This is a genomic window from Bacteroides caecigallinarum, assembly GCF_021531075.1.
Taxonomy (GTDB): Bacteria; Bacteroidota; Bacteroidia; order Bacteroidales; family Bacteroidaceae; genus Phocaeicola; species Phocaeicola caecigallinarum_B.
This window is the reverse complement of sequence record NZ_JADYTJ010000177.1, coordinates 1-252: the sequence shown is the minus strand read 5'-3', so window position 1 is coordinate 252 and position 252 is coordinate 1. Positions and strand designations below refer to the sequence as shown.

General features: G+C 37.7%; 1 protein-coding gene. It reads left to right on the top strand.

Annotated elements, in window-relative coordinates:
* Nucleotides 1-171, top strand: a 171-nt coding sequence (locus I6E11_RS14965) for a transposase (RefSeq protein WP_235338854.1), incomplete at its 5' end; no start/stop codon positions are given.
* Between the last annotated feature and the right edge of the window lie 81 nt (nucleotides 172-252).

The following is a 252-nucleotide window of genomic DNA, read 5'->3' as shown; positions in this document are numbered from 1 at the left end:
GGATACAAAAGGTTCAGGCATTTTGGAAAAGACAAGGTCACAATGGACTTTGCCTTCTTTGCCATTGCTTTTAATATAAAGAAAATGTGTGCTAAAATCAAAAATCAGAAGATGACAGACAAAAATTTATTACTGTCCGCTAAAGACGTGAATTCCCTCCCAACTTGCTGAAATAGATAAGTTGGGAGTTATTTTCATATCAGACAAGCCCCTCTTATGAGCTTATTACCTCCTTAGGTGGTGGTTCTGCTG